We start from the raw sequence: 19,598 nt of genomic DNA on the forward strand, positions 1-19,598 counted from the left end.
TGGTTTCTCCCCCCTCAGAGTCGGACGGAACGCCACGCCGCGATCACGGCGAGCGCCTGTCCGGGATTGAGCCTCGGATCGCAGAGGCTCGTGTACGTGCCGGTCGGGAAGTCGTCCCAACCGCATTCCTCGACCTCGTCCGGCGTGGTCTCCAGGTGCAGGCCGCCGGCCACCCCACCGGCGGCGGGCACGATCGCCCGGAAGGCCGCGACCTCGCGGACGACCGCGTCGACCAGCCGTGTCTTGCGGCCGCGGTCGTCGGTGACCGTGTTGCCGTGCATCGGGTCGCACAGCCAGACCACCGGGTGGCCTGCCGCGCGGACCGCCTCCACCAGCGGCGGCAGCAGCTCGGCCACCCGGTCCGCGCCGAGGCGGGCGATCAGCGTCAGCCGACCGGGCTCCCGCTCCGGGTCGAGCCGCGCGCACAGCGCCCGCAGCTCGTCCGGCCGCATCCCCGGGCCCACCTTGCAGGCCACCGGGTTCGCCACCGACGCCAGCAGCCGCACGTGCGCGCCGTCGACGGCACGGGTCCGGTCGCCGATCCACGGCCAGTGCGTCGAGGTGAGCAGCGGGACGCCCCGGTCGTCCCGGCGCACCAGCGGCAGCTCGTAGTCCAGCACCAGCGCCTCGTGGCTGGTCCACAGCGACGGGTGGTGGTGGCGGAGCAGCTCCGTCGCCGACCGCGCCGCGTGGTAGCCGGCGATGAGCCTCGTCGGGTCCGCCCGCCGGGCCCACGCGTCCGCCTGCGGCGCGTTGACCAGGTCGCCCCGGTACACCGGCAGCTCCACCCCGTCGACGACCTCGGTCGGCCGCGAGCGCGGCTTGGCGAACTGCCCGGCCATCCGGCCGACCCGCACCACGGGCCGGTCGTCGTGGCCCAGGGCCGAGGCCAGCCGGTCGACCAGCGCCGCCTTGGGCGTCACGTGCCGCGGTCCGCACTCGCCGAACGGCTCGGCGCAGTCACCGGCCTGCACGACGAGCCGCCGACCGGCCGCGACCTCGGCCAGCTCGGACCGCAGCGCCGCCACCTCGGCCGGCGTCACCAGGCCGTCCAGTCGTGCCAACCTGGCCCGGAACGACCGCGCGCGGCGGTCGGGCCACGACGGCTGCTGTGCCGCGGGCAGCGATTTCCAGTGCGCCGTCTCCCATTCGGACAACACCCTGGCGTGGCTGCGCGGAACGGGCTCCGTGGACACTCGCGCCTCCGTTGATCCGGTTCCAGCTCTTGGTTTCAACGGCAATCATGCGGAAACGCGGGTTGCCTTTCGTCGGTCCCCGGGTGGATTCACCGGGTCCTCTTTCCCGTGCTGCGTCGCCCGATCGAGGTAAACCGTGAGGGGGATCGTCAAGCTCCCACGCAGGGTGGACGATAGTTCGGGGAGGGGGTGATCCCATTGTTCGCGGTGCGTGCGAAATGGGCGCGTGCTGAACGCCGGATCGCGTGACAAGGGGAGGAATAGTGTCCAGTTCCCACGTGCGTCTTGTGGTGTCGGTGCAGGCGGCCGGTTTCGAGGAGAAACCGGCGGAGGGCCACCTGGCCACCGGGCTGCTCGTCGAACCGGGCGCGGTGCTCGTGCCCGCCGCGACCGAGGGGATCGCCGAGGCGACCGCCGGCATCGACCTCCTGGTGCTGCCGCTGGGCGAGGCGGGCCGGGTCGAGCGGCTCGTCGCGGAGCGGGTGACGTTCAGCCCGCTGCCGGGCGGGAAGGGCCGTCGGTTCGCGGTGATCCGGATGGCGAACGACGACTCGCGGCACGAGCCGAACGTCGGCGAGTTCACCGGTTCCCGGTTGGACGAGGCGCTCGACCGCCACGAGGGCGACCTGTGGGCGGCGCTGGAGCACCTGGGCGTCATCGCGCCCGGCTCGCGTGACGCGGTCACGCCCGAACTGCTGCGGCGGGTGCCCGAAGTCGTGGCCGAGCAGCGGAAGCCGGAGTTCGAGGAGCCCGACGACGGCCTCGTGCCGGGCGACCGGTGCGACCTCCTGCCGACGTGCCGGAAGGAGCCCGCCTGATGGACGGGGAGGGGCGGCCATCGTGGTTGTCCCGCGCCACGGCGGTCGACGTCGCCCTGGCGGCCTCGGCCGCCGTCGTGGACGTCTTCCTGTTCTCGGCCGTCAGCAGCCGCACACCGGAGGGCGCGGGCCTGTGGTTGTTCACCGCCCTGGTCGCGGTCGGCTTCGCGGCGCTGCTGGTGCGGCGCAGGCACCCGGTGCTGGTGTTCGGGGTCGTCTGGGTGTGGGCGGTGCTCGTCACGCCGACGAGCGAGCTGGACTTCGAGCCGACCGCCATCCCGTGCGTCGCGCTGTTCACCGTCGCGCTGCGCGGGCAGCTCAGGGTGTCGGCGGGCGCGCTGCTCGCGTGCGCGGTGCTCGCCGTGCTGGCCGGGCTGCGGGAGGCCGCGTCCCGGCCGCCCGAGGCGCGGTTGGTCGCCACCTACGCCACGCTGGTGTTCTACCTGCTCGTGTACGGCTGCGTGTGGGCCGGCGGGCGGTGGGCTCGGCTGAGCCGCCAGCACGCCGAGGACCTCGAGTTCCGCCGCCGCGTGGAGGCGCACGAGGCGGTCATCGGCGAGCGCACCCGCATCGCGCGCGAACTGCACGACATCGTGGCGCACTCGGTCACCGTGATGGTGCTGCAGGCGGCGGGCGCGCGGCGGGTACTCGACAACGACCCGGTGCGGGTCGGGCACGCACTCGGCCACATCGAGGAGGCGGGCGAGCAGGCGATGGGCGAGTTGCGGCGGATGCTGACCGCGTTGCGGCTGAGCTACGACGACGAGGGGTCGTGCGACACCGTGACCGGTCGGCCGCAGCCCGGCCTGGCCGACGTCGAGCACCTGGTCGGCACCATCGCGGCGGCCGGGGTCCGGGTGCACACGAGGGTGGAGGGCGAGCCGGGCCGGCTGGCGGCCAGCGTGGACCTCGCCGCGTACCGGGTCGTGCAGGAGGCGTTGACCAACGTGACCAAGCACGTCGGACCCGGCGCGCAGGTGGACGTGCGGCTGCGGTGGGAAGTCGACGAGCTGACCGTCGAGGTCACCGACGACGGTCGGGGGCGGCGGCCGGAGCGCACGCTGTCCACGAACCACGGCCTGACCGGGCTGGTGGAGCGGCTGGCGATCGTGGGCGGGCGGCTGGAGACCGAGCCGGTGCCTGGGGGCGGGTTCCGGGTGACGGCCGTGCTGCCGGTCGCCGGGCCGGTGGCGAGCGAGCCCGTGCGGGAACCGCGGTGATCCGCGTGATGCTGGTGGACGACCAGCCGTTGGTGCGGGCCGGGCTGGCGATGCTGCTCGACGCCGAACCGGACATCGAGGTGGTCGCCGAGGCGGACGAGGGCGCGGGCGCGGTGGCGCGGGCCGAGGAACTGCACCCGGACGTGGTGCTGATGGACGTGCGGATGCCCGGCGTCGACGGGGTGGAGGCGACGCGGCGGATCATCGACGCGGACCCGGCGGGCGAGGACCACGCCACCAAGATCATCATCTTGACGACGTACCACGTGGACGAGGCGGTGTACGCGGCGTTGCGGGCCGGTGCGACCGGGTTCCTGCTCAAGGACGCGGTGCCGCGCGAGCTGGTCGACGCGGTGCGCACGGTCGCGTCCGGTGAGGCGTGGCTGGACCCGACTGTCGCGAAAGGACTGATCCGCGAGTTCGCCGCCCGGCCGCGCCACCACATGCCGACGTCGGCGGAGATGGGCGAGCTGACGGTGCGGGAGCGGGAGGTGCTGGTGCTCGTGGCGCACGGGTTGTCGAACCCGGAGATCGCCGCGCACCTCGTGGTCGGTGAGGCGACGGTGAAGACGCACCTGGGCCGGATCCTGATGAAGCTCGGGCTGCGTGACCGCGCGCAGGCCATCGCGGCGGCGTACCAGAGCGGCTTGGTCGTGCCGGGCAGCAGTCCGCCGCCGCCCGCCGGACGGCCGTCTTGATCGTTCAGGTCGGTCGGACGGGGGCGGGGCGGGCGGTGTGCGCGGTACCGTGAGGTGTGCGCATCCTCCCGCGCCGGGCACCTCGCCGTGCCGAACCGCCGAGCGTCCTGCTCGACCCGGCCACGGCGGAACTCGTGCGGCTGGGGGCGTTGCTGGAGGTCGTCGTCCAGGCCGTGGCGCTGCAGGAGCGGGCGGAGGCCGTGATCGCCGACTGCGCGCAACCCGGTGAGACGTCGTGGGAGGTCGCGCGCAGCGGCCGTGCGGTGGCGGCCCAGTACGGCAGGCTGTCCGGCTGGGCGGCGGACCTCGTGTGGCAGACCGACCGTCCCCCGCCGCCGCAGCGGATCGTCGAACTCCTCCGCTACCACTTGGGCGTGCTGGACTGCGCGCTGAAACTGGCGTTCCCCCGCTACCGCAGCGACCGCCTCGAATCCCGCCGCCTGTCCATGACGGGCCTGGGCGCCCCGGCCCGCGAACTGCGCGACCTGGAAGCGGCCCTCCGCACCCGCATCACCACCCTCTCCCCGTGAGTCCTACCTCCACCCCTCGAGAGTCCTACCCTCAGCCCGCGCGTGTCCTACGTCCAGAACGCGCGTGTCCTACGTTCAGAACGCGCGTGTCCTACGTTCAGGTACCCCGAGTTCAACGCTCAGGACAGTGGATCTTGTTCTGAGCGTTGAACTCACGTGTTCCGAACGTAGGACACGCGTGACGCGAACGTAGGACACGCGCGGGGTGGGGGTACGACTCTCGCGGTTACCAGGTGGTTCGGCCGGCGGCGAAGGGGTAGAGGGGGTTGCCGTAGGTGGGAGGGACGGGGGAGCCCGAGTCGATCTTGGCGCGGATGTCGGCGCGTTCGGCGGCGGTGGCGCCCAGGTCGTACGGGAGGTCCCAGTGCTCGGTGGCGTCGGCCGGGGTGTCGGTGCCGCCGGGACGGAGAACGTCGGTCAGCGCACGGGGCAGTTGCCACGGGAGCTTGCCCGTCGGGGTGTAGTCGCCGAACAGGAGGGACGCGAGGGCCGGACCCATCTCCTCGCCGCCCCGGTACGTCACGACGATCGCGCTCGCCAGGTCGTGCCACTCCGTGATCACGTAGGGGCGGGGGAGGACCAGCGCCACCACGACGGGAATGCCCTGGCGGTGGAAGTCCTGGATCAGCGCCAGCTGGTCCGGCGGCAGGTACGGCTGCTCCTTCGGCCAACTGGTCGCGTGGGTGTACGAGGTCTCGCCCACCGCGACGATCGCCAGCTTCGGTGACGGCCCGGTGTCCTCGTGCACGTTCACCCCGGCCTGGGCGGCACGCGCGCGGATCGCCTCCAGCATGGTCTGCGAGCCGTACTCCTGGTGGAAGTAGCTGGTCCAGATGCAGCACGCGGCCGTGTCGTCGGCACGCGGACCGGCCACCACGATGTTGTCACCGCGGTTCAGCCGCACCGGCAGCACGCCACCCGTGTTCTTCAACAACGTCATCGCCTCACGCGACGCCTGGTTCGCCAGCGCCGCGTACTCCGGCTTGTGGAACCGGTACGGCCCGTTCACCGGGTCGCCGTACGGGTTCTCGAAGACGCCGAGCTTGAACTTCAGCCGCAGCACCCGCCGCACCGCGTCGTCGATCCGCGCCGACGGCACCGCCGACGTGAACCCGCCGATGCTGAACCCGGCCGCGCCCGGGTCCGCGCCACCCATCACGTCGGAACCGGCGTTCGCCGCGCCGACCCACGACCCCGACGGCAACCAGTCGGTCGTGATCAGCCCGGTGTACCCGAGGTTCTGCCGCAGGTACGCGAGGATCTTCGCGCTGTCGCCCGCGCCCGGCCCACCGGGATCGAGCAGCGAACTGCCCGCGTACCCCGGCATGATGTTGACCGCGCCCGCCTCCATCGCGGCCCGGAACGGCGCCACGTGGTACTTGATCGTCACGTTGTCGTACACGATCAACGCCTCACCGCCCGCGCCCTCGCCCGGCCAGTGCTTCACGGTCGCCAGCACGGACGCCGGGTTCAGCTCCGGCCCGCCCTGCAACCCGGCCACCAGCGCCCGCACCTGCGCCGCCGCCACCTCGGAACTCTCGCCGTTGCCCTCCTGGATGCGCGGGTACAGCACCTTCGTGCCCACCTCGGCCAACGGCCCCAGCACACCGCGCGTGCCGACCTCCAGCTGCTCGCGCCGCTGCATGTCGCCGAGCTTGTACTGCAACGGGTAGTTCCGCGCCGCCGCCAACGCGCTCTGCAACGGGTACGTCGTCTTGTACCCGGCGATGGTGTCGCCCGCCGACACGAACGGGATGCCGAGGCGCGTGCCGCTCGACCCGAGCAGCGCGGTGTGCAGGTCCTGCGCCTCCGCCGGCCCGAAGTGCCACCCCGAACGCGGGAACACCTGGGCGTTGTAGAACAGCTGGTACGCCTTCTCCTCGATCGTCATCCGACCGAGCAGGTCGTTCACCCGCGCCTCCACGGGCTGCCGCCAGTCCTCGTACGGCTCGATCGCGCCGTTCTTGTTCAGGTCACGGCTGCCGTTCACCACCCGCACGCCGTCGTCCACCGAGGTCAACGTCGGCAGGTAGACGCTGAACGTGCGGATGTTCGACGCGCTGGTGGCGCCCGAGCCGTCCACCGCCACCACGAACCACCGGTACGTCCACCGGTCGGCGATGTCCCACGAAGGTGTGTAACCGGTGCCAGTGGGCTCGGCGACCTTGGTGTAGAGGTCGATCAGGTTGCCCGACGCGGTGAAGTCGTAGTCCGTGCGGCTGACGTTGAGCCAGACCTGGTAGCGCACCGCGCCCGGCACGGCCGCCCACGAGAACGCCGGACGCCGGGTCGACGTGATCATCGCCTGGTCGGCGGGCGCGGACAGCGCGAACCGGCCCGTCACCGCGGGCGCCTTGGTCGGCGGCGACAGCAACGGCGGGGTGGCCGCGGACGTGTCGACGGTCCCGAAGACCTGGAACTCCCACAACGACACCCCGTAGCCGGTGGCGCGCGCCGTGGCGAACAACCGCAGGTAACGACCCGTGCCGCTGACGGTGAGCCGTTCCGTGCCGCCCGCGCCGGTGGTGGTCGAGTAGATCGACGTCCAGTTCACCGCGTCGTTCGACGTCTCGAGCCGGTAGCCGCGCGCGTACGCGCCCTCCCAGTTCAGCACGACCTGGTTGACCGCGGCGACGCCGCCGAAGTCGACCCGCAGCCACTGGTTGTCGGCGAACTGGCTGGACCAGCGGGTGTTCGCGCGCCCGTCCAGCGCCGCGGCGGGTGCGTTGCCGCCCTCCCACGTCGAGGCCGCGACCTGCTTGTACTCGGAGATCGGCGTGCCGGAGGAGGAACCGCCGGTCGTGCCGTAGACCTGGAACTCCCACAGCGAGTAGCCGTAGCCGGTGGCGCGGGCCGTGCCGAACAGCCGCACGTGCCGACCGACGCCGGTGACCGGGATGCTCTGCGTGCCGCCCGCGCCGGTGGCGGTGGTGTGGATCGTGGTCCACGTGACGCCGTCCGCGGAGGTCTGGAGCTGGAACGCGGTCGCGTAGGCTGCCTCCCACGTCAGCACCACGCGGTCCAGCGTGGCCGTGGCGCCCAGGTCGACGCTCAACCACTGCGGGTCGGCGAACGCGCTCGACCAGCGGGTGCCCGCGTTGCCGTCGGTGGCGGCGGACGCGGCGGTGCCCGCGTTCTCGGTGGACGAGGCCGTGGTCGGTTTGCCTTGGGAGAGCAGGACTCCGGCGGCGCTCGCCTCCCGTGAGGCGGTGAGCTGCCCGGCGATCAGGGCGGCGAGGACGGCGAGCAGGGGCAGGACCCGGCGGCGGTGCCGGGTGGGCGCTTCGGGCATGGCGACTCCAGGCAGGGGTGACCCGCGGCCGGTGTGCCGCCGGCCGCGGATCGTCGACAAACTCTGGGAGAGCGCTCTCCCACAGCGAACTTCACCCGCCGTGCCGCCGTCAAGGGAGTGGGAGACCGGTTCTCGCGCACCCGGCGGCCCGGTTCCGGTCGGGTCCGGGAGCGACGCATAGGATCGCCCGGTGACGATCGCGATCCCCGGCTTCGGTGAACTGACCCAGGTGGACCACACCCCTGAAGGTGTGGCGTGCTGGAACACGTCCGCCGCCGGGACGTCGGTGAGCGTGCTGGTGGAGGAACCGGCCACCACCGCCGACCTCGACCTGCCGTTCATCGGCTCCGTGCTGCGGGACCGCGAACGGCTGCTCGCCGCCGCGCACGAGGCCGTGGCCGACCACCTGCGCGACCACCCGGGCTACGCGCCGGACGCCGTGGCCGACCCGGAGTTCACCTTCCACCCCGGCCGGGACTGGCTGGTCCGGTTCGCCGAGTGCCGCGTGCCCGGCTTCACCGAGTTGGGTCTGGTCGTGGTGTTCAACGGCGCCGACGTGGTCGGGGTGGACGACCTCGCCGACGTCGACCTCGCGGACGAGACGGGCGAGACGAACCGCTGACCGCCGGCCCTCGGGTACGGGCGCCGCGTTGCCAGGCGGCCCGCGGCTGTGCTGTGATCGGTGGCGCCGCCGTGTGGAAAGCGTTTTCCGCGAAAGGGAGAACCCCGATGCGCGCACTGCTCCTGACGACCCTGCTGCTCCTGGCCGCCGCGTCCACCCAAGCAACAGCCCAAGCCGCTTCCGCCCGAACCGCACCCGCTGACGCTGTTTCAGCGCAAGCCGCACCCGTCGCGGCGATGGACTACTGGCAGTACATGGCCACCTTCGCGACCGAGGAGGAGTGCGAAGCGGAGGGCGCGAAGATCCCGGAGGGCGTCGACTACTACGTCTGCCGGCCGTACAGCGGCGCCTGGGACTTCTACTGGGTCTTCCTGACCTGACCTCGTGATCGGTCGGCGTGCACGAACCGGTCCGGGCGCAGCACGACGACGTCGGCGCGGTGGCGGGCGAACCAGGCGGTGAGCGCGCCGGTGACGTCCACCAGGTCGTCCTCGGTGTGGGGTTCGCCGTCGGCCACCACCCGCAGGAACCTTGCGCGCGGCCCCGACCAGTCCCGTGCCGTGCGCGCGTCCACGCCCGGTCCGACGACCGCGAAGTCGGGTCCGAGCACGTCGTCGAGCAACCGTCTCGTGCCGCCGACGACCACCTCGGGCTGCGGGAACATGACCCGACCGTCCGGCAGCGCGGGCCGCGGCTTGAACTCGAAGTGGCGCACCAGGCGGCGCACCCGCGGCACGGTCTGCACGGCGCGCAGCACCACGTCCCGCGTGAAAGCGGCGAACCGGTTCCGCACCAGGAACACCCGGCCGAGCCGCACGCTGGCGAGGGCCATCGCCTCGGTGTGCGGGCGGCGTTCGGCCTCGTAGCTGTCCAACAGCGACACAGGGGCGTCCGATCCCAGCACCAGGGCGAGCTTCCAGGTGAGGTTGGCCGCGTCACGCAGCCCGCTGCACAGGCCCTGGCCCAGGAACGGCGGCATCTGGTGGGCGGCGTCGCCGAGCAGGAACACCCGCCGGTCGCGCCAGCGCTCGGCGACCAGGTGGTGGAACGTGTAGACGACGGCGCGCGTGACGGTGAAGCGGTCGGGGTCGACGTAGGGCGCGACGAGCCGGGCGACCGCCTCCGGGTTCGTCACGTCCGCGGCGGCCTCGTCCGGGCGCAGCATGAACTCCAGCCGGTAGGTGTCGAACGCGCCGGGTGAGACGAACGCGGGCCGCCGCCAGTCGCACACGAACGTCGTGTGCGGCACCCGCACCGCACCCGGCGCGACGTCGCCGGAGACCGCCAGCCACGGCTCGGCGTAGGACGTGCCGCCGAGCGCGATGCCCGCCGCGACCCGGGTCGTGCTGCGGGCGCCGTCGCACCCCAGCACGTACTTCGCCCGCACCGGGGTTTCCTCGTCGGTGGCGAGGTCGCGCAGGACGACGGTGGCGGCCTCGTCGTCCTGCGCGAGCCGCGTCAGCTCGACGCCGGTGCGCAGGGTGACGTGCGGGAACCGGTCCAGCCCGGCACGCAGGGCCGCTTCGAGGCGCGGCTGGTCGAAGAAGTGCAGGGGACGGCTGCCCAGCCCGAAGTCGACCTCGTCCAGGGCGATGGTGGCGAACACCCGGCCCTTGGCGTTGACGTACTCGGCCCGCGCCGGCGGGTGCATGTCCCGGGCGACCTCGGCCAGCAGACCTGCCTGCTGGTAGATCCGCAACGCCTCGTCGTCGCACGAGAACGCGCGCGGCTGCCGGTGCGGCGCGGTGTCGCGTTCGACGACCAGGGTGCGCACGCCCCTGGCGCCGAGCAGGTTGGCGGTGAGCGCCCCCACCGGCCCGCAACCGACCACTACGACGTCGAACTCCATGCGTCCTCCTCCTGGTGCCGGGTCACATGCCAGCGGAGGGCTGTTGGAGTTCTGTGGGATCAGCGTGGGAAGCGGGCTCGCACCAGGTCGGCGCCCTGCGCCTCGGCCAGGCGCGCGCCGGTGTCCAGGTCGGCCGGGTTGTCGGTGGCCAGCCCGCGGACGCGGTGCAGCTCGGCGGTGACGACCCGTTCGCCGACCTCTTCGGCGAGGGCGAGACCTTCGTCGGCCAACGCCGCCGCCGTGGCGTGGCGCCCGATCGCCAGGTGCGCGTCCGCCATCGCCGCGATGGTGATCGTGCGGGTCGAGCGCAGGCCGAGCCGGTGGATGCCCTCCCTCGCCGCCCGCATGGCGGCGACGCGGCTGTCGTCCCCGCCGCGCACGGCCGCCCACTCGGCGAAGAAGTCGCCGGTGGTGACGAAGTGCGGCATGTGCTGACGCGCGCCGATCTCGCGGCAGCGGCGTGCGGCGGCGAGCGCGGTGACGACGTCGTGCTCCTGCATGGCGGTCCACGCGGCGAACAACGCGGCGTTGGCCCGCCCGTACGGGTCGTCGGCGCGTTCGGCGAGGGCGTGCGCGGCGGCGATGTCGGCCCGGGCCGCTGCCGCGTCACCGCGCAGGGACCGCACCAGGGCGCGGAAGTCGTAGGTCGCGAGGGTCGGGGTGCGGCCGGTCCGCAGTTCGCGCGGGTCCAGCTCGGGCAACCGGTCGATGGCGGCGGTGAGGTGGTCGTCGGCCTCGGCCAGGCGGCCGGTGAAGTAGCCGACCGCGCCCAGCAGGTAGTGGCCCGCGGCGCCGATCACGCCGTCGCCCGCCGCGAGTCGGCCGGCGAGGTCCGCGGCGATGGCGAACTCGGCGCGGTTGCAGGCCAGCTCGCCGAGCGTCCACAGGGCGGGGCGCACGTCCGTGCCGGTACCGACGCGGGTGAGCAGCGCGCGGGCGCGGGCGGCGGCCAGGTCGACGGCGTCGCTGCCGATGCCGACGGTGATCTGGAGCAACGACGTGCGGTGCAGTTGCACGGCCAGTTCCCGGTCTGGCGCGGTGAGCAGGGCGGCGGCCCGGTCGAGGTGCGCCAACGCGTCCTCGTAGGCGAGACGGCGGGTGGCGTCGTCGGCGGCTTCGAGGGTCCAGCGCAGGTGGTCGTCCTCCCGACCGCGGGCCCGGCCGTAGTGGTGTGCCAGCTCGGCCGGGGTGAGGGTGTCGCCGCCCGCGTCCGCGAGTCGGGCGTGCAGGTCGGCGCGGCGGGTCGGGGTGAGGTCGGCGTAGGCGGCTTCGGCGAACAGCGGGTGCCGGAAGCGCACCACGCCGGCGGCGGGCTCCGTGACCAGGTGGGTGACGTGCGGGGTGAGCCGGACCTCGGCGGCCGTGGCGGCTTCGAGCAGGTCCACGTCCAGGTCCCGGCCGGCGACGCTCAGCACGTCGAGCCAGTCACGCGTGTCGTCGTCCAGGGCGTGCAGCCGGAGGCGGACGGTGTCGCGCACGCTCGGCGGCGGCGCGCCGGTCCCCTCGGCGGACGTCAGCAGTTCGGTGAGGAAGAACGGGTTGCCGCCGGTGCGGGTGAGCAGGTCGAGCACGTGGTCGTCCGGCGCCGGCGCGCCGGTGTGCTCGCGGACCAGACCGGCCACCGCGTCGGCGTCGAGGCCGGTCGGCCGGAGCTGTCGGGTGCCGGGGCTGCGGGCCAGGTCGGCGAGCGTGGCGACGAGGGCGGGGTCGTGCTCGTAGGGGCGCAGCGTGGCGATCACCAGCGCACGGGAGGTGTGCACGGTCGTGGCCAGGTAGCGCAGGAGGAGCAGGGAGTCGGCGTCGGCGGCGTGCAGGTCGTCCAGCACGAGGACGAGGCCGGTGGCGCGGGCCGCGGCGTGCACGAGGGCCGAGACCGCGTCGTAGGTGCGGAAGCGGGCCGCGGGGTCGATGTCGGCGTCCGCGGTCGGGCCGGTGCGGAAACCCGCCAGCGCCGGGTCGGCGCCCGCGTCGCCCGCCAGGGGCACGAGGGCGCGCACGACCTGGGTCCACAGCCAGAACGGCGGCGCCTGACCGAGATCGGGGCAGCGCCCCCACGCGACCGGGATGCCGGCGTCGGCGGCCCGGCGGGCGACGGCGCCGGCCAGGGTGGTCTTGCCGATGCCCGCTTCGCCGACGATCGCCGCGAACCGGCCGCCCGCCCGTCCCGACGCCGCGAGGAGGTCGGTGAGGAGGGTGAGTTCGGCCGTGCGACCGACCAGGTTGGCGTGCGGCGCCTGCCGTTCCGGGGTGTGGCCGCGCGTGGGCGCGCTGGCGGGCGACGCCGGGGTGTGGCCGTGGTTGGGTGTGCCGGCGGGCGACGCAGGTGCGCCCGCGTTCCCGCCGACCGGTGGCACGGCGTGGGTCAGCACCTGGCGGTGCAGGTCGCGCAGGACTTCACCCGGCTCGACGCCGTGCTCGTCGGCCAGCAGCCGGCGGCCCTCGTCGTACACCGCCAGCGCGTCGGTCTGCCGGCCCGCCCGGTAGAGCGCGACCATCAGCTGCGCGCGGGCGTTCTCCCGCTCCGGGTGGGCGGCCACGAACTGGCGCAGGTCCGGCAGCACGGCGTCGTGCCGACCGGCGGCCACCGCGGCGGTGAAGCGGCCCTCGCCCGCTGCGGTCCGCGCCTCGGCGAGGCGTGCCGCGTCCGGTCGGACGGCGGTGAGGTCGGCGGCGGCCACCTCGCCGCGCCACAGGGCGAGCGCGTCGGCGTAGTGGCGTTCGGCCGCCTCCCACCCGCCCTCGGCGAGCGCCCGCGCGCCTCGCCCGGCGAGCGTGGTGAAGCGGACGGCGTCCACGGCGTCCGGTGGCACGCTCAACTCGTACCCACCGGTGTGGCCGCGCACCAGCTCGGCGGGCGCACGCCGGCCCCGTTCCGGTTCGAGGGCACGCCGCAGAACGGCCACGTAGGACCGCAGCGTCACCTGCGCGCCGGACGGCGGCCGCCCGTCCCACAGCGCGTCGACCAGCCACTCGGCGCTCACGAACCGGTTGGCGCGCAACACCAGCAGCGTCAACAGGTCACGCTGCCGCCGCCCGCCCAGGGCCGGCGGCTCACCGTCACGCTCGACCCTCAACGGTCCCAGGACCCCGAACCGCACGGCGCCGAACACCAGCAGAGGGTAACCGCGGTGGGGCGGCCGTCCGGGCGGGAACGACAATGTGGACATGACGACACCTCAGGTCGCGCGGCCCTCGATCCTGACCGTGGACGACGACCCGGGTGTGTCCCGGTCCGTGGCGCGCGACCTGCGCCGCAAGTACGGCGAGCACTACCGGATCGTGCGGGCCGAGTCCGGCGCGCAGGCGCTCGACGCGGTGCGCGAGATCAAGCTGCGCGGCGAGGAGGTGGCGGTGCTGCTGGCGGACTACCGGATGCCCGGCATGAGCGGCATCGAGTTCCTGGAAGCCGCGATGGACCTGTTCCCGGCGGCACGGCGGGTGCTGCTGACCGCCTACGCCGACACCGACGCGGCGATCCGCGCGATCAACGTCGTCGACCTCGACCACTACCTGCTCAAACCGTGGGACCCGCCGGAGGAGAAGCTGTACCCGGTGCTGGACGACCTGCTGCGCGCCTGGTCGGCGGCCGACCGCGGGCCCGCCCGGCAGGTCCGGGTCGTCGGGCACCGCTGGTCGTCGCGGTCCTACGAGGTGCGCGACTTCCTGGCCCGCAACTCCGTCCCGTTCCGCTGGCACGCCCTGGACGACGGCGACGCCGAAGCCGGGCGGCTGCTCACCGCGTGCGGCGAGGACGGCGCGCGGCTGCCCGTGGTCGTCACCGCGGACGGCGAGACGCTGATCGAGCCGTCCGACGCGGAGCTGGCCGCCCGGGTCGGCCTGACCACGCGGCCGTCCACCGACTTCTACGACCTGATCGTGGTCGGCGGCGGTCCCGCCGGGCTGGGCGCGGCCGTCTACGGCGGCTCGGAAGGCCTGCGCACGGTGCTGGTCGAGCGGCGCGCCACCGGCGGCCAGGCGGGCACCAGCAGCCGGATCGAGAACTACCTCGGCTTCCCCGACGGCGTGTCCGGCGAGCAGCTGACCGACCGCGCCCGCCGGCAGGCGCTGAAGTTCGACGTCGAGGTGCTGACCGCGTGCGACGTGGTCGGTTTGGAGGCACGCGGCGCGGCACGCGTGGTGCGGCTGGGCGACGGCACCGAACTGGCCGCGCACACCGTCATCCTCGCGACCGGCGTGTCCTACCGGATGCTGGACGCGCCCGGCCTCGGCGGGCTGACCGGCCGCGGCGTGTTCTACGGCGCGGCCACCACCGAGGGCCCGAGCTGCGCGGGCCAGGACGTCCACCTCGTCGGCGGCGCGAACTCGGCGGGCCAGGCGGCGCTCTACTTCGCCGCGCACGCCCGCCGCGTGGTGCTGGTCGTGCGCGGCGACTCGTTGGCCCGATCCATGTCGCACTACCTGGTCGAACAACTCGCCCGGGTGGACAACATCGAGGTGCGCACGTGCACCGAGGTCGTCGGCGGCACCGGGGAGGAGCACCTGGAGACGCTCACGTTGCGGCACAACAAGACCGGCGAGACGACGACCGTGCCGGCGTCCTGGCTGTTCGCGTTCATCGGCGCCGCGCCGCACACCGACTGGCTCGCGGGCACACTGGCCCGGGACGAGCGCGGGTTCGTGCTCGCCGGACCGGACCTGGTCACCGACGGCCGCCTGCCCGACGGCTGGGACCTCGACCGGCCGCCCTACCACCTCGAAACCAGCCTGCCGGGCGTGTTCGTCGCCGGCGACGTGCGCGCGGACTCGGTGAAGCGGGTCGCGTCGGCGGTCGGCGACGGCGCGATGGCCGTGTCGCTGGTCCACCGCTACCTGGAGAGGTCGTGAGGTCGTGACGGAGAACCTGACGGTCGACGACCTGCGCGGCCTGTTCCTGTTCGAGCACCTGTCGGAGGAGCAGTTGGCGTGGCTCGTCGCCCACGGCCAGGTGGAGACGCACGCGGCGGGCTCCCAGGTGCTGCGCGAGGGACAGCCGGCGACCTGCTTCTTCGTGCTGCTCGACGGCACGGTGGCGCTCAGCCGCGTCATCGGCGGTCAGCGCGTGGAGACCAACCGCACCGACCACCGCGGCGCGTACTTCGGGGCCACCCAGGCGTACCTCGGCTCCGACGTCGAGGCCAGGACGGTCTACCAGATGACCGCCGACGCGGTGACCGACGTGCGGCTCTACCAGCTGCCCGCGCACGACTTCGGCGCGATGTTCCGCTCGTGGTTCCCGATGGCCATGCACCTGCTGGAGGGCCTGTTCTTCGGCATGCGCAACACCGAGCGGATCGTCAGCCAGCGGGAACGGCTGCTCGCGCTCGGCTCGCTGTCGGCCGGGCTGACGCACGAGCTGAACAACCCGGCCGCCGCCGCGGTGCGGGCCACCGGCGCGTTGCGCGAGCGGGTCGCCGGGATGCGGCACAAGCTGGCGCTGCTGGCGAGCGGCTCGATCGACCCGGCCACCCTGCCGGTGCTGGTCGAGCTGCAGGAGAGCGCGGTCGAGCAGGTGGCGAAGGCGCCGAAGCTCGGCCCGATGGAGACCGCCGACCTGGAGGACGAGGTCGCCGACTGGCTGGACGCGCACGGCGTGTCCGGCGGCTGGGACCTGGCGCCGGTGCTGGTCGCGGGCGGGCTGGACGTCGAGTGGCTCGACCGGGCGGCGGCGCTGTGCCCGCAGACCGCCACCGAGGCCGCCGTGCGCTGGCTGGCCTACACGGTCGAGACCGAGACGTTGATGAACGAGATCGAGGACGCCACCACCAGGGTGTCCACTCTGGTGGGCGCCGCCAAGCAGTACTCGCAGGTCGACCGGGCGCCGTTCCAGGTGGTCGACGTGCACGAACTGCTCGACTCCACGCTCGTGATGCTCGGCGGCAAGCTCGGCGACGGCGTGCGCGTGGTCAAGAACTACGACCGCGGCCTGCCGCCGCTGCCCGCCTACCCGGCCGAGCTGAACCAGGTGTGGACGAACCTGGTCGACAACGCGGTGGCCGCCATGGACGGCGACGGCACGCTGACCGTGCGCACGTACCGGGCGGGCGAGGACGTGGTGGTGGAGGTCGGCGACACCGGCGCGGGCATCCCGGACGAGGTGAAGAGGCGCATCTTCGAGCCGTTCTTCACCACGAAGGCGGTCGGCGAGGGCACCGGGCTCGGCCTGGACATCTCGTGGCGGATCGTGGTCGACCGCCACCACGGCGACATCCGGGTGGTGTCCGAGCCCGGTGACACCCGCTTCCGGGTCCACCTGCCGTTGGCGCCGCCGTCAGCAGGGCTTGCGCAGGACGGCGCCGGAGGTGCCGGCCAGTGAGACCTCGCTGACCGACGTGCCGCGCTCGTTGACGTGCCCGCCGTCCAGCGGCACGGTCACGGACCTGCTGTCGGTGCGGTTGGCGTTGACCACGGCGGTGCCGCACGAGAACTCGCGGACGAACAGGTTCGTGCCGACGGACTTGTACGGCCCGGACGGGGTGCCCAGGTCCCAGTCGTACTCGGCGCGCCACGGCGAGGCGTCGCCGTAGCCGTCGGTCTGGTCGATGCTGGAGATCGCGGCCCGCTCGCCGGCCGCCAGCAGGTAGCTGGCCAGCGCGTACCGGTAGGGCCGGTCCGCGCCCTCGGTGTGGTGCGGCTGCACCCAGGTGATCTTGCCGCGGGCTTCGTTCGAGGCGATCTGGGCGACCTGCCTGCTCCAGCCCTCCGGGTACTCCGAGAGCAGGTTGGTGTCGTCGAACGTCAGCCACCACTCGTCGAAGCCGCCGTCGAGGTGCTCGGTGTAGGCGTCCCAGGCGCCCGCGTGCAGCCGGGCGTTGGACAGGTTCGCGACCGTCTTCAACCCGGCGGAGACGAAGTCGTCACGGGTGTTGGCCAGCATCGACCTGTACGCGTCCTGGATCGCCGCGTCGGTCGGGTACTTCGCCGGGCACACGCCCTCGTGATAGGCGTCGCACGGGAACAGCGCGTTGTCCATGAACACGCCGTCGAATCCGGACGCGGTGCTGCTCTCGATCACGTTCGCGGCCCACGCGTCCTGGTAGGCGGTGTTGCCGACATCCATCTGCCAGTGGCCGGAATAGCCGCTGTACTCGAACCTGCGGCCGTCCGGGTCGAGCAGGAACCACTCGGGGTGGTCCTTTTCCGCCTGGCAATACCCGACACCCGTCGGCAACTGCGCGTCGTCCACCCCGTCACGGCACGCGTACGAACGCGTCGACGACAAGTCCTTGTAGACGAAGACCTGGACGGCCGGGTTCGCCGCCTTCAACTTCGGGATCAACGCGCCTTCCCAGGCGTTCAGCACGACGTAGGCGCGTCGGCGCGCCTCGGTGGCCAGCACCTCGTCGGACACGGGGGTGGAGTTCATGTGCAACCAGAAGGACTGCACGGTGCCACCTCCGCTCGCGACGGGTTCTTCGCCGGCGCCGGTGGCACTCGTGGCACCGGTCGGCGCGACCAGCGCCACCGCGACGACACCGGCCATGATCGGTAGCAGTATGCGGGCTCGGCCGCGGCGCGCAAGCCGGTGTCGGACGCGGACATGGCGTTCGGGCAGGGACATGCCGGACTCCCCGGTTTTACGGCAGGCGGCACCCCGATGTCGATCACGACAACAATGTCGAGCACAACGGGAAATGGGGCGCGCCCGCCTCGTATCGGTAGCGCGAAGATCGCCTACCGGCCGGTAGGCGAAATCGCGACCGCAGTTAAACCGCTTGACCTCGGCAGGTCAAGTAACGGGCGTCACAGCACGCACGAAATAGTTCGTCTCCATTGGTCGCAACTATTTCGGTCAACTGTCGAGAAGATCTCGGCGGTGATCGCGTTCACCGCCGCGGTGACGGCAGGACCGGCCGGTGCAGGTCGAGGTCGTCCACGACGACGCGCAGCCCGGCCCGGCGCAGCCGCGCGCCCAGTTCGCGGGCCGCGACCGGGGCGCGGTGCCGTCCGCCGCCGCACCCGAACCCCACCTCGATGGGGCGGCGCGCCACGTGCGCCAGGACCAGGACCGGCGGCGTCATCGCGTCCAGCAGGTCCGTGATGCCGGGCGTGCCGAGGACGTGGGCGCGCACCCGGTCGTCGTGGCCGGTCAGCTCGCGCAGCGCCAGGTCGTCCAAGGGGTCGGAGAAGTGGTCCCGCAGGTCCACCACCAGGTCGCCCGCCACGCCGGGCCGGTGCCGGAACCCGAAGCTGTTGATCCGCACGTCAGGTGATCGCTCCATGCGCCCAGCATCGACCCGGGCGAACCCGCGCCCAAGGGGTTGCCCGTGTCCTCCCGGAGCGGGCGACCGCCGGTCACCCGCCGAACGGGTTGACGTCCTTGAGCAGCTCGAACACCGGTCCGACCAGGTCGGCGACGACCTCCCGGACCGCGGGCACGAAAATGATCACGGCCACCAGCAGTGCCACGTAGGGAGCCACGCCACCCCTGCGCTTCGACGCCATGCACACCCCCGGACGAGTCGCCACCGCCAGCATGGCACGGTCTCGGCGCGCGGCAGGCGACGCGGTGTCGGTGTGCCCGGATACCGTCCGATCGTGACGGGCATCCGCTACCTGGCCGGCGACGCGACCAGCCCCCAGGCCAAGGGTCGCAAGATCATCGCGCACCTGTGCAACAACCGTGGCGGGTGGGGCAAGGGCTTCGTGCTGGCGATCTCCCGGCGCTGGCCGGAGCCGGAGGCCGCCTACCGCCGCTGGCACCGCGAACGGGCCCACAACGACTTCGCCCTCGGCGCGACCCAACTCGTCCAGGTCGCGCCCGAGCTCTGGGTGGCCAACATGGTCGGCCAGCACGGCACCAAAACCAGCCGCAGCTCCGGTCCCCCGATCCGCTACGACGCGGTGCGCCTGTGCCTGCGCGACCTCGCCGCGCACGCCACCCGCCTCGCCGCCGGCGTGCACATGCCCCGCATCGGCACCGGGCTGGCCGGCGGTCGCTGGGACCGCGTCGAGCCGCTCGTCGTCAGCGAACTCGTCGACCACGGCATCCCCGTCACGGTCTACGACAAGGCGTGACCCGACACCGGACGGAGAACGTGCGCGACGCTGCGCACGCCATCGTCCGTCTCCCTCGGTCGCGGCGAATTCCGGTCAACGGGCGAGCAGATCATGGTGTGCCCGCGTGCGCGGCTGGGGCGATCGGCGCCGGACTTCGGCGCACCCGACGATCGCCAAACCCGCCAACAGCGGAAGGACCATGGCCCCCTCGACCGCCAGCGCGCACGTGAGCGCGGTCCACAGCAGCAGTCTCATGGGGATGAGGTTAGGGAGACGCCGGTCACAATCGCACCTGATTTGGGCAAGGCTTGAGGTAAGGACGCCCGTTCGTGCAACGCGCCTCGGGTCACGGCGAGGCGACGAACCGACCGACCTG

17 protein-coding genes are annotated in these 19,598 nt (G+C 73.0%); 9 read left to right on the forward strand and 8 right to left on the reverse strand.

Features of this window, described 5'->3' with window-relative positions:
• Positions 1-14: 14 nt before the first annotated feature.
• Positions 15-1,196, reverse strand: coding sequence for a 3-deoxy-7-phosphoheptulonate synthase (locus tag ADK67_RS11295; protein ID WP_082403382.1), 1,182 nt, complete (start codon positions 1,194-1,196; stop codon positions 15-17).
• 278 nt (positions 1,197-1,474) lie between these two features.
• On the opposite strand from ADK67_RS11295, the gene ADK67_RS11300 reads away from it, so the two are divergent.
• Genes ADK67_RS11300 through ADK67_RS11315 form a run of 4 tightly spaced genes read left to right on the forward strand, consistent with a single transcriptional unit; the run spans position 1,475 to position 4,462 of the window.
• Entirely contained in the window at positions 1,475-2,014 is a 540-nt protein-coding gene (locus ADK67_RS11300; protein ID WP_157620131.1) for a hypothetical protein, read from the forward strand.
• Positions 2,014-3,234, forward strand: coding sequence for a sensor histidine kinase (locus ADK67_RS11305; RefSeq protein WP_053716357.1), 1,221 nt, complete (start codon positions 2,014-2,016; stop codon positions 3,232-3,234). Before ADK67_RS11300 ends, ADK67_RS11305 begins: the two co-directional genes overlap by 1 nt.
• A complete protein-coding gene (locus ADK67_RS11310; RefSeq protein WP_231648126.1) occupies positions 3,231-3,932 on the forward strand; it encodes a response regulator in 702 nt (233 codons plus the stop codon). The genes ADK67_RS11305 and ADK67_RS11310 overlap by 4 nt, the downstream gene beginning before the upstream one ends.
• Positions 3,933-3,988: 56 nt before the next feature.
• The gene (locus ADK67_RS11315; RefSeq protein ID WP_053716358.1) at positions 3,989-4,462 is read left to right on the forward strand and encodes a hypothetical protein; all 474 of its coding nucleotides are present in this window, start codon (positions 3,989-3,991) and stop codon (positions 4,460-4,462) included.
• A gap of 226 nt (positions 4,463-4,688) precedes the next feature.
• On the opposite strand, the gene ADK67_RS11320 is transcribed toward ADK67_RS11315, so the two are convergent.
• Positions 4,689-7,754, reverse strand: a complete 3,066-nt coding sequence (locus ADK67_RS11320; RefSeq protein ID WP_053716359.1) for a discoidin domain-containing protein — start codon at positions 7,752-7,754, stop codon at positions 4,689-4,691.
• A 190-nt stretch (positions 7,755-7,944) separates the two neighbouring features.
• On the opposite strand from ADK67_RS11320, the gene ADK67_RS11325 reads away from it, so the two are divergent.
• Positions 7,945-8,376 carry a hypothetical protein gene (locus ADK67_RS11325; protein ID WP_053716360.1) on the forward strand — a complete coding sequence of 144 codons (432 nt, stop codon included), beginning with the start codon at positions 7,945-7,947 and terminating at the stop codon, positions 8,374-8,376.
• Between the two features lie 107 nt (positions 8,377-8,483).
• Positions 8,484-8,756, forward strand: a complete 273-nt coding sequence (locus tag ADK67_RS50695) for a hypothetical protein (protein WP_157620133.1) — start codon at positions 8,484-8,486, stop codon at positions 8,754-8,756.
• Here ADK67_RS50695 and ADK67_RS11330 read toward each other — a convergent pair.
• Together ADK67_RS11330 and ADK67_RS11335 are read right to left on the reverse strand one after the other, a co-directional pair.
• On the reverse strand, positions 8,735-10,225 hold the full coding sequence (locus ADK67_RS11330) for a bifunctional 3-(3-hydroxy-phenyl)propionate/3-hydroxycinnamic acid hydroxylase (protein WP_053716361.1): 1,491 nt from the start codon (positions 10,223-10,225) through the stop codon (positions 8,735-8,737). The genes ADK67_RS50695 and ADK67_RS11330 overlap by 22 nt on opposite strands.
• A 59-nt stretch (positions 10,226-10,284) precedes the next feature.
• Positions 10,285-13,392, reverse strand: coding sequence for an AfsR/SARP family transcriptional regulator (locus ADK67_RS11335; protein ID WP_197289395.1), 3,108 nt, complete (start codon positions 13,390-13,392; stop codon positions 10,285-10,287).
• Here ADK67_RS11335 and ADK67_RS11340 point away from each other — a divergent pair.
• Together ADK67_RS11340 and ADK67_RS11345 are read left to right on the forward strand one after the other, a co-directional pair.
• The gene (locus ADK67_RS11340) at positions 13,391-15,070 is read left to right on the forward strand and encodes an FAD-dependent oxidoreductase (protein ID WP_053716418.1); all 1,680 of its coding nucleotides are present in this window, start codon (positions 13,391-13,393) and stop codon (positions 15,068-15,070) included. The two genes, ADK67_RS11335 and ADK67_RS11340, sit on opposite strands and share 2 nt — an antisense overlap.
• Positions 15,071-15,074: 4 nt before the next feature.
• A complete protein-coding gene (locus tag ADK67_RS11345) occupies positions 15,075-16,538 on the forward strand; it encodes an ATP-binding protein (protein WP_231648127.1) in 1,464 nt (487 codons plus the stop codon).
• Here the strand turns inward: ADK67_RS11345 and ADK67_RS11350 are convergent.
• The 3 genes from ADK67_RS11350 to ADK67_RS54570 form a co-directional block, all read right to left on the reverse strand.
• Positions 16,494-17,705, reverse strand: a complete 1,212-nt coding sequence (locus ADK67_RS11350; RefSeq protein ID WP_053716362.1) for a putative glycoside hydrolase family 15 protein — start codon at positions 17,703-17,705, stop codon at positions 16,494-16,496. The two genes, ADK67_RS11345 and ADK67_RS11350, sit on opposite strands and share 45 nt — an antisense overlap.
• A 343-nt stretch (positions 17,706-18,048) precedes the next feature.
• Positions 18,049-18,444, reverse strand: coding sequence for a RapZ C-terminal domain-containing protein (locus tag ADK67_RS11355; protein WP_053716363.1), 396 nt, complete (start codon positions 18,442-18,444; stop codon positions 18,049-18,051).
• A 73-nt stretch (positions 18,445-18,517) separates the two neighbouring features.
• Positions 18,518-18,643 carry a hypothetical protein gene (locus ADK67_RS54570; RefSeq protein WP_269435989.1) on the reverse strand — a complete coding sequence of 42 codons (126 nt, stop codon included), beginning with the start codon at positions 18,641-18,643 and terminating at the stop codon, positions 18,518-18,520.
• A gap of 117 nt (positions 18,644-18,760) precedes the next feature.
• On the opposite strand from ADK67_RS54570, the gene ADK67_RS11360 reads away from it, so the two are divergent.
• Positions 18,761-19,240: a macro domain-containing protein gene (locus ADK67_RS11360; RefSeq protein ID WP_053716420.1), complete on the forward strand. Its 480-nt coding sequence runs from the start codon at positions 18,761-18,763 to the stop codon at positions 19,238-19,240.
• A 75-nt stretch (positions 19,241-19,315) separates the two neighbouring features.
• On the opposite strand, the gene ADK67_RS50705 is transcribed toward ADK67_RS11360, so the two are convergent.
• Positions 19,316-19,477 (reverse strand): hypothetical protein, encoded by a 162-nt coding sequence (locus ADK67_RS50705; RefSeq protein WP_157620139.1) that lies wholly within the window; start codon positions 19,475-19,477, stop codon positions 19,316-19,318.
• Between the last annotated feature and the right edge of the window lie 121 nt (positions 19,478-19,598).

This window comes from Saccharothrix sp. NRRL B-16348, assembly GCF_001280085.1.
Lineage (GTDB): Bacteria > Actinomycetota > Actinomycetes > Mycobacteriales > Pseudonocardiaceae > Actinosynnema.